This is a genomic window from Gammaproteobacteria bacterium, assembly GCA_021647245.1.
Taxonomy (GTDB): domain Bacteria; phylum Pseudomonadota; class Gammaproteobacteria; order RBG-16-57-12; family RBG-16-57-12; genus JAFLJP01.
This window is the reverse complement of record JAKIVC010000027.1, coordinates 33,158-41,993: the sequence shown is the minus strand read 5'-3', so window position 1 is coordinate 41,993 and position 8,836 is coordinate 33,158. Positions and strand designations below refer to the sequence as shown.

The following is an 8,836-nucleotide window of genomic DNA, read 5'->3' as shown; positions in this document are numbered from 1 at the left end:
TCATTATTCCAGAAGTCTTTTTTTCTGGAATAATGATTGTCTAATACCATCGGACTTTATGTATTTACTCGCCAACAATCCATATTATGGATAATTAAGCTGGTGGCGAGTTAATACATAAAGTCTAGGTGATCTGCTTTATGGTCTTCTCCATGACATCAATCTTCAGTGGCTTTGCCAAAAAACCCGCCGCGCCCGCTTCACGCCCCTCACTTAACAGCGCTTTCGTCGGTGATTGGCTCATCAAAATCACCTTAAACAACGGTGCTTTATCAGTTAAAACCTTGATTAAGGAGAGTGCATCCACCCCCTGGGTATCCGCATCCAGAAAAAACAGGCCTCGCTTAAATTTTCTCACCAACTCAAGCGCTTGGCGTAAATCAGCTGATTTCCCCAAAAACTTATAGCGGTTCCCCCTTGCATACGTCTCAACCCGCTCGCTGGTCTCTTCACAGCCACTCAGAACCATCAGCTGCCGACAAGCCACATCCACCACCTTACCCGTGGCAAAATCAAACTCCTGTGTAGCCATTTACCTACCCCCAATTAGTCGAACATTCAACAACAGTATCGGCATCAAAAGCCTCATACTTCATCAAAATAATCGCCTACACATATCAGCACACATACATCTGCTTTATGTCAGCAGAAAAGCTGATTTAGGCATACAATTAATTTACCCTCAGAACTGAGCTCGAGTATCTTAATTTATTGTCACTATTCAGCGTGTTTAGATTTTTCAGGAAAATTTTCGAGAGGGTTCCGTGTCAGCGATTATGAATTATTCGGATAATCAAGAGGGAGTAGTGTGCGTTTATCTCGTCGTTTAATATACATTGGCATCATCGGTTTAATCGCGGTCGCACTCTGGTGGATAAACCGCACTCCCCCGGTGGAGGTTAACCTCCACACCGTCACCTCTGGCAGCGTTGAATCCACTATTGCCAACACCCGTACCGGTACGATTATGGCTTGTCGACGCAGCCATATCGCCCCTATTATCAGTGGCCGCGTCGATCAGCTGCGGGTCAAAAAGGGTGATAACGTTAAAGCGGGTCAACCGTTGTTATCTCTGTGGAGTGATGATCTGGCGGCACAGCTAAGGCTCACCCACAGCCAAGCTAATGCGGCCAAAGCGCAAGCTGATGAGGTGTGTGTTATCGCTGAGCTGTCACAGCGTGATGCGGAGCGCATCAAAACGTTACAGCGCAAAGGACTTTCATCTGAGGAGAGTTATGACCAAGCACAAAATAATGCCATCGCCCGTGATGCCTCCTGTCGTGCCGCCAATGCCTCTGTGGAGGTGGCCAAGGCTCAGCGCCAGGTAGCTGAGGCCGCGCTGCAACGCACCTCGCTCAACGCACCTTTTGATGGAGTCATAGCCGAAGTGCATGCCGAATTAGGTGAGGTGCTCGCGCCACTCTCCACAGAGGGTGTTAGGGGTGGCAGTATCGATATTATCGAGAAGGGCTGCCTCTACATCTCAGCACCCATTGATGAAATTGATGCCCCTGCGGTACAGGCAGGTATGCAAGCCAAAATCACTCTAGATGCCTTTCCGGGGGAGACTTTTAGCGGCACCGTGCGCCGGATTGCCCCGTATGTTCTCGACCTGGAAAAGCAGGCTCGCACCGTTGAGGTCGAAGTTGAATTTAGTGATCCAAAAATTGAACAGCAGATGCTGCCGGGCTACTCAACCGATGTAGAAGTTATTCTCAAGCGCCACACTGACACGCTTTGGATTCCTAACACGGCACTGCTGCGTGATGACAATGTATGGCTCTATGTTGAGGGTAAGCTGGAGAAGCGGCCACTGGAGATCGGACTCAGCAACTGGCAAACCAGCGAGGTCATCAGCGGGCTTAGCGAAGGCGAGCAGATTATTCTACCCAGTGGCAACATCGAACTGAAAGAAGAGATGCCGGTACAACCTATGGCCAAGGCAGACTGACCGTGTCGCCAATCATCCAACTCAACGGAATTGCGCGCCACTTCCAGGTGGGTGAACAACGCGTCAAAGCACTTGACCATATCGACCTCACCATTGAGCAAGGGGGGTATATGGCGATAATGGGGCCTTCCGGATCTGGCAAATCTACCCTGCTCAATATGATTGGCTTACTCGACCGACCAACCGCAGGAGAGTACCTACTCAATGGCCGCGAAACCACCGCACTCAGTGATGATGAGCAAGCTACGGTACGCCGAGAGCAGATCGGCTTTGTGTTTCAATTTTTCCACCTGGTACCTCGCCTGACTGCACGGGAAAATATTGAGCTACCGATGCTGCTAGCCGGTATCGAGCCCACCGAGCGCCACCAACGTGCCAACAAATTACTCTCTGATTACCGTATTACTGACCGTGCAGAGCATCGCCCCGACCAACTCTCAGGGGGGCAGCGCCAACGTGTCGCCATTGCCCGCGCCACCATCATGCAACCCAAAATCATCCTTGCCGATGAACCCACCGGTAACCTGGACCGTGCAAATGGCCACGAAGTGATGGAAATCATTGAACGGCTCAATAGTGGTGGCATCACCCTGATCATGGTCACCCACGACCCTGAATTAGGCGCACGCGCCCACGAGCAGATTCGTATTGTCGATGGACAGATCACCGAACATCTACGCCGGTGATGCCATGACACTTACTGATACCCTCAACTACACTCTCACCACCTTTCGTGCCCATCGGCTGCGCCTCAGCCTGATGCTGCTGGCCACTGCCATTGGTGTCGCCTCTGTCGTTATCCTCACCTCGCTGGGTGAAGGTGCCCGCAACTATGTTATCAACGAATTCAGCTCCATGGGCACCAATCTAATCATTGTATTCCCGGGCAAAGCCGAGACCACAGGAGCCTTACCACCCGTAGTAGGCGAAGCACCTAACGACCTTACCATCGAAGATGCCATGGCGCTGAAACGCATTCCCGGCATCACCCATATTGCACCTATCAATGTGGGTAGTGCTCCCATCGACTGGCGACGGCGTGAACGGGAAACCACCATTTTTGGTAGCAACCATGCACTGGCTGCCATCCAGGACATCGAGCTGGCAGAGGGCGAATTCCTTCCCGATATCGACCCGCGAAAAACCAGCCCGGTGGCGGTTATCGGTGCCAAAATACGTGAAGAGCTGTTCGGCACTCAACCGGCGCTAGGCGAGTGGATCCGTATCGAAAATTACCGCTTTCGTGTGATTGGCGTGACCCGTTCAGCAGGCACTGCAATGGGTATCAATCGGGATGAAATCGTCATTATTCCGGTTGCATCGGCGCAGCAGTTGTTTAACACCCCTTCACTATTTCGCATTCTAATTCACACACGTAATCGTGAAAACATTGAACAGGTACGCGACGACACAGTGGCATTGATCACCAAGCGTCATGATGGCGAAGAGGATGTTACGGTGATCACACAGGATGCCGTATTGAATGCCTTCGACCGTATTTTGGGCGCACTCACCATGAGCGTCGCCGGAATCGCCAGCGTCAGCCTGCTGGTGGCCGGGGTCTTGATCATGAACGTGATGCTGATCTCCGTTAGCCAGCGTCGTGCCGAAATTGGTCTACTCAAAGCAGTGGGAGCCTCGTCAAGGCAGATCCTGTGGCTGTTTATCAGTGAAGCAGCGCTGCTGTCACTACTGGGTGGCTTAATTGGCATTGCACTTGGCATCGGGGTTTCGGAGCTATTGGCGCAGCTCTACCCCACCTTGCCCATCGCCCCGCCAGGCTGGGTAATTGGCGCCGCCCTGGGTATCTGCCTAGGCAGTGGCATTCTATTTGGTGTACTACCCGCCAAACATGCGGCACAACTGGACCCGGTCACCGCATTGGCGAGGCGTTAACATGAAACTCTCCGACCTACTCCGCCTCTCGCTCAGTTCCGTATTCAGTTACCGAACCCGTTCAATACTGACCACACTGGGTATCGCCATCGGTATCGCCTCGGTGGTGCTATTGACAGCCATCGGCGAGGGCATTCACCGCTTCGTACTCTCTGAATTCACCCAGTTTGGCACACACATCATCGGCATTACCCCCGGCAAGAGTGAAACCCACGGCGGATCAACCAGCACATTTGCCAATACCCGCCCCCTGACCATCGAAGATGCCGAAGCACTCCTGCGAATCCCCCATATCATCGCCTCAGTACCGGTCGTGCAAGGTGCGGCAAAAGTGGAGGCCGCCCCCCTGGCACGTGATACCACCATCTTGGGTGTGGGTGCTGCCACCCGGGAGGTGTGGAGCCTTGAGATCAGCCTTGGGCAGTTCCTTCCCCCCGATGATTCACGCAGTGCACGATCATTTGTGGTGCTCGGGCATAAGGTCGCCAATGAAATATTCCCCAACCAGAACCCCGTAGGTGAGCGCGTAAAAATAGCCAATGAACGCTATCGTGTTATTGGCGTAATGGCATCAAAAGGGCAGATATTGGGTTTCGACATGGATGATGCTGTCTACATTCCCGCCGCTAAAGCGCTGGCAATGTTTAACCGTGAAAGCTTGATGGAGATCGACCTCCTCTACCACCCAGCTGCCGACATTGATGAGCTCACTGCAGAAATCAGCAAAACCCTGAAACAGCGCCATCGCCGGGAAGACTTCACCATCATCACCCAACAAGAGATGCTGGAGGTGCTTGGCTCAATACTCAACACCCTCACCTTTGCAGTGGCGGTGATCGGCTCAATTTCACTACTGGTAGGCGCTATCGGCGTGCTCACCATCATGACCATTGCGGTCAACGAACGCACCTCAGAGGTTGGCCTGTTACGCGCCCTCGGTGCACGACGACGGCAAATTCTTACTCTATTTTTGGGCGAAGCGATTCTATTAGCACTTGTTGGCGGCATCCTCGGGCTCGGCATTGGCCTTGGCTCGGCACTCCTGCTTAGTTGGCTACTACCGGCACTGCCGGTCAATATCGCCTGGAGCTATGTGATCGCTTCAATACTGCTCTCTGCCTTCATCGGCCTGATTGCCGGGGTGCTGCCCGCACGACACGCCGCCAGACTCGACCCGGTGGAAGCACTAAGAACAGAATAGTTGTTAGTGTGGCCTGCTCAGTTATAATCCTTTCTCAATAAACAGACGGAAAACCCATGAAACTACTGATTCGCAACCTCTCGCGCACCACCACAGAAGAGACCCTTCGCACGCTATTCGAAGTGCACGGCACCGTTCAATCCTGCACCTTGGTAATGGACACAGTGAGCGGTCGCTCAAAAGGCTTCGGCTTTGTTGAGATGCCAAAACCAGGAGAAGGGAAAGCCGCCATGAAAGCGCTTAACTACAAAGATATTGAGGGCCAAAAAATCCGCGTTAAAAAAGCAGAACCAAAACCGACCGATGAAGGCACATCCAATGGGTGACTCACCCAAACAAGATCCTCTGCACGGTATCACGCTAAAAAAAGTCGTCACCCAGCTGGTTGAAAAGTACGGCTGGGACGCACTAGCACACCGCATTAACATCAAATGTTTCAGCAAAGACCCCAGCATCAACTCCAGCCTAAAGTTTTTACGCAAAACAGCTTGGGCAAGAGAAAAAGTAGAGAACCTCTACCTAAAAACCCACTGGCCCACTGATACCTAAAACACTTCACCACCCCGTTTGAGGCGGTGAAGTCGCTCGATTAGCTATCGTGCGGCCCGCTTTACGTTAGAAAACCAGGCACTCAGTGCGCAGTAACCGTTAAGCCTTGCTGATACCCTTATCCAGGATAAATAAATGAAGATGATTTCAGCCAGCATAAAATATTCATGACCTGTTCAGAGGCTCCTCAACCAACCCTCTTTTTCGCCATGCCGGAACAGTCGTCAATCCACAGACAGGAGCGCTCTCTACACACACCATCCGCATCGGTGGCATAGCAGGGATGATTACCCTCATGAGACTGAATCATGCGGATCAGCTCAAACTTTTTCAGCTTACCCACCGTTAAACCACGTTGTTTGGCGATTTTACGTACTTGCGGCATTTTCATGCTGTTCCCCCTATCATTAGTTATATAACATTTAAAATTCAGATGCCTACCCGCCACAATAATAGGCTATAAAAGAGACTAGATCACTAAACTATTAAGACGCTATGACGAATATAATGGCAATCCAACCCTAACCACTCACCATAAGGATTTATACCCATGAAAATGGCACTCATCGGCCTTGGTAAAATGGGCGGCAATATGGCCCGCCGTCTCCGTCGCGGCGGCATCGATGTGATCGGTTTTAATCGTTCACCAGAAATTGTGAACACCTTAGCATCCGAAGAGGGAATGATTCCCGCAACCTCAGTCAACGACGCAATCAGCAAACTGGAGGGACAACGTATTATCTGGCTCATGCTCCCTTGTGGCGAACCGACTGAGCAGATGATTCAACAGCTGATTCCGCAACTCAATAAAGGTGACATTGTTATTGACGGGGGTAACTCTAACTTTCACGATACCCAGCGCCGCCACCAGATGCTGGCCGAGCACGGCATTAGCTTCATGGATGCGGGCACCTCAGGGGGCGTATGGGGGCTGGATAATGGCTACTGCATGATGGTGGGAGGCTCTAAGGAAAATTTTGCCACCATTGAGCCCATCATCAAAGTACTTGCGCCCAGCGAAAAAGATGGCTGGATTCACGCCGGACCTTGCGGTTCAGGCCACTACACCAAAATGATCCACAACGGTATCGAATACGGCATGATGCAGGCGATGGCAGAGGGTTTTGCCATCATGGAGAGCAAGAAAGAGTTCAACCTCGATCTCGCAGCCCTTGCAGAGTCATGGCGTCACGGCTCTGTAGTGCGCAGTTGGTTGTTAGACTTAACTGCCGACTTCCTCAAAGCGGATCAAAAACTCACCGCAATCGACCCCTACGTTTCTGACTCGGGCGAAGGACGCTGGACCTGCATTGAAGCGATCGACCAAGGTATCTACGCACCCGTACTCTCACTCGCCATCCATGCACGCTTTGCCAGCCAAGGTAATGGTGACTACGGCAACAAGATGTTATCCATGATGCGAAATGCCTTTGGTGGCCACGCCATGAAGAGTGCCAATTAACAGGAGATCATCATGATCGAACCATGCACTTTTGTGATTTTTGGTGCCACCGGCAACCTTTCGCAGATTAAATTACTACCCGCCCTCTACCACTTGGAAGAGGCCGGAAAACTACCCGATGGCCTGAAAATTCTCGCCATTGGTCGTCGTGAGTGGGATAACACTATCTGGCGTAAACAGGTAAAAGGCTATCTCGAAAACAAAGCACGAGGCGGCATTAACGAAAAGGTATTCGCAAATTTTTGCCAACGCCTGTGCTATTTTCAAGGAGATCTGACCAATCCGGATGCCTACCACAAGCTAAAAAAACTCATCGCTGAGGATAGCGACCTGCCCGACAATATCGCCTTCTACATGGCAATACGCCCCTCTGAATTCGGCACCGTCAGCCAATACCTGGCAGATGCGGGGCTCAATAGCGAAGAGAGTGGCTGGCGGCGCATTGTTGTCGAAAAACCGTTTGGCTATGATCTAGAAAGCGCACAGATGCTCGACCAGCGCATGCATAAAGATTTTAGCGAAAGCCAGATTTACCGAATCGATCACTACCTCGGAAAAGGCACTGTACAAAATGTATTAGCATTCCGCTTTGCCAACATCCTGCTAGAGCCACTGTGGAACCGCAACTACATCGACCATGTACAGATTACCCACTCAGAATCGAAAGGCATCGAAAACCGTGCTGACTACTACGACGGCGCGGGTGCCATGCGTGACATGATCCAGAGCCACCTTATGCAGTTAATGACACTGGTAGCCATGGAACCCCCCGCCACACTGGATGCAGAATCAGTACGCGACGAAAAAGTAAAAGTACTGAAATCAGTACGCCAAATACCACAACACGCCGCCCACGCCCACTCATTCCGCGCCCAATACACACACGGAACAGTGGATGGCGAAAAGGTAAGCAGCTACCTAGAGGAGTCTAATGTACCCAAAAACAGCTCCACCGAAACCTATGCTGCCCTAAAACTCTATGTGGACAACTGGCGCTGGAAAGGAGTCCCCTTCTACCTGCGCACCGGCAAACGGATGGCACAAAACAGCTCTGTCATCAGCATTCGCTTTAAGCGACCACCCCAACAGCTTTTTCAAGAGACCCAAATTCAGCGTTTTGAACCCAACTGGTTAGTACTCGGCATACAACCTAATGAGTGCCTGCGCTTTGTGGTTCAAGTTAAAGAACCTGGCCTTGAGATGAAAATTCGCACCACCCAGATGGATGCCAGCTACTGCCGGGCCAGTGATGTCAAACTGGATGCCTATGAAGCGCTGCTGCTCGATATAATCGAGGGTGACAGCACCCTATTCCTTCGCTACGACGAAGTGAACTGGGCCTGGAAAATCGTCGACCCAATCCTCAAAGTCTGGTCAATGGAACGTGACTTCATTCACACCTACGCAGCCGGAAGCTGGGGCCCGGCCGAAGTCAACCGCCTATTCGACAGTGATGACCAGTATTGGCGCAACATGGTCGGCGAGTTTGAGCTATAGACTCAAGGATAGCACTCTTAATTCAACTGGCTATCCCCTCAGCTATGCTGGGGGAGACTCGCTAGGAGGCTGTCGGGCTTAGGTGATCGTAGCGAGGGAAAGCCATTTTGAGTCCATTTTTTTGATCGTTTGAGGCGAATATTGAGCATATTCAACGAAAATGATCGGAGAAATGGGCCTGAATGGCTTTTCCGCAGTAGATTCACCCTGAGTCCGACAGCCTCCTAGGGTTTGACTCAAACTGCGGTTGCTTCCTTGCGATGTTTGTCAAGATAGTTGT

Annotated in this window: 10 protein-coding genes; 8 read left to right on the top strand and 2 right to left on the bottom strand. The window is 51.5% G+C overall.

Features of this window, described 5'->3' with window-relative positions; translation table 11 throughout:
- Positions 1 to 124: 124 nt before the first annotated feature.
- Positions 125 to 532 (bottom strand): response regulator, encoded by a 408-nt coding sequence (locus L3J94_09145; GenBank protein ID MCF6218903.1) that lies wholly within the window; start codon positions 530 to 532, stop codon positions 125 to 127.
- Between the two features lie 276 nt (positions 533 to 808).
- Between L3J94_09145 and L3J94_09140 the strand changes: the two genes are divergently transcribed.
- Genes L3J94_09140 through L3J94_09115 form a run of 6 tightly spaced genes read left to right on the top strand, consistent with a single transcriptional unit; the run spans position 809 to position 5,597 of the window.
- Entirely contained in the window at positions 809 to 1,951 is a 1,143-nt protein-coding gene (locus tag L3J94_09140; GenBank protein MCF6218902.1) for an efflux RND transporter periplasmic adaptor subunit, read from the top strand.
- 11 nt (positions 1,952 to 1,962) lie between these two features.
- Positions 1,963 to 2,637: an ABC transporter ATP-binding protein gene (locus tag L3J94_09135; protein MCF6218901.1), complete on the top strand. Its 675-nt coding sequence runs from the start codon at positions 1,963 to 1,965 to the stop codon at positions 2,635 to 2,637.
- Positions 2,606 to 3,847 (top strand): ABC transporter permease, encoded by a 1,242-nt coding sequence (locus L3J94_09130; GenBank protein ID MCF6218900.1) that lies wholly within the window; start codon positions 2,606 to 2,608, stop codon positions 3,845 to 3,847. Before L3J94_09135 ends, L3J94_09130 begins: the two co-directional genes overlap by 32 nt.
- Position 3,848: 1 nt before the next feature.
- The gene (locus L3J94_09125; protein ID MCF6218899.1) at positions 3,849 to 5,048 is read left to right on the top strand and encodes an ABC transporter permease; all 1,200 of its coding nucleotides are present in this window, start codon (positions 3,849 to 3,851) and stop codon (positions 5,046 to 5,048) included.
- Between the two features lie 56 nt (positions 5,049 to 5,104).
- Positions 5,105 to 5,374, top strand: coding sequence for an RNA-binding protein (locus L3J94_09120; GenBank protein ID MCF6218898.1), 270 nt, complete (start codon positions 5,105 to 5,107; stop codon positions 5,372 to 5,374).
- Positions 5,367 to 5,597, top strand: coding sequence for a VF530 family protein (locus L3J94_09115; protein ID MCF6218897.1), 231 nt, complete (start codon positions 5,367 to 5,369; stop codon positions 5,595 to 5,597). Before L3J94_09120 ends, L3J94_09115 begins: the two co-directional genes overlap by 8 nt.
- A 187-nt stretch (positions 5,598 to 5,784) precedes the next feature.
- On the opposite strand, the gene L3J94_09110 is transcribed toward L3J94_09115, so the two are convergent.
- Positions 5,785 to 5,988, bottom strand: a complete 204-nt coding sequence (locus L3J94_09110; protein ID MCF6218896.1) for an SAP domain-containing protein — start codon at positions 5,986 to 5,988, stop codon at positions 5,785 to 5,787.
- A 159-nt stretch (positions 5,989 to 6,147) separates the two neighbouring features.
- Between L3J94_09110 and gnd the strand changes: the two genes are divergently transcribed.
- Together gnd and zwf are read left to right on the top strand one after the other, a co-directional pair.
- Positions 6,148 to 7,059 carry a decarboxylating 6-phosphogluconate dehydrogenase gene (gene gnd / locus L3J94_09105; GenBank protein MCF6218895.1) on the top strand — a complete coding sequence of 304 codons (912 nt, stop codon included), beginning with the start codon at positions 6,148 to 6,150 and terminating at the stop codon, positions 7,057 to 7,059.
- A 12-nt stretch (positions 7,060 to 7,071) separates the two neighbouring features.
- Positions 7,072 to 8,556 carry a glucose-6-phosphate dehydrogenase gene (gene zwf / locus L3J94_09100; GenBank protein ID MCF6218894.1) on the top strand — a complete coding sequence of 495 codons (1,485 nt, stop codon included), beginning with the start codon at positions 7,072 to 7,074 and terminating at the stop codon, positions 8,554 to 8,556.
- Positions 8,557 to 8,836: the final 280 nt, after the last annotated feature.

Bases quoted from the DNA above. Each gene is read 5' to 3' on its own strand.
- L3J94_09145 (MCF6218903.1), bottom strand. From the start codon at position 532: ATGGCTACACAGGAGTTTGATTTTGCCACGGGTAAGGTGGTGGATGTG.
- L3J94_09130 (MCF6218900.1), top strand. From the start codon at position 2,606: ATGGACAGATCACCGAACATCTACGCCGGTGATGCCATGACACTTACT.
- L3J94_09125 (MCF6218899.1), top strand. From the start codon at position 3,849: ATGAAACTCTCCGACCTACTCCGCCTCTCGCTCAGTTCCGTATTCAGT.
- L3J94_09120 (MCF6218898.1), top strand. From the start codon at position 5,105: ATGAAACTACTGATTCGCAACCTCTCGCGCACCACCACAGAAGAGACC.
- L3J94_09115 (MCF6218897.1), top strand. From the start codon at position 5,367: ATGGGTGACTCACCCAAACAAGATCCTCTGCACGGTATCACGCTAAAA.
- L3J94_09110 (MCF6218896.1), bottom strand. From the start codon at position 5,988: ATGAAAATGCCGCAAGTACGTAAAATCGCCAAACAACGTGGTTTAACG.
- gnd (MCF6218895.1), top strand. From the start codon at position 6,148: ATGAAAATGGCACTCATCGGCCTTGGTAAAATGGGCGGCAATATGGCC.
- zwf (MCF6218894.1), top strand. From the start codon at position 7,072: ATGATCGAACCATGCACTTTTGTGATTTTTGGTGCCACCGGCAACCTT.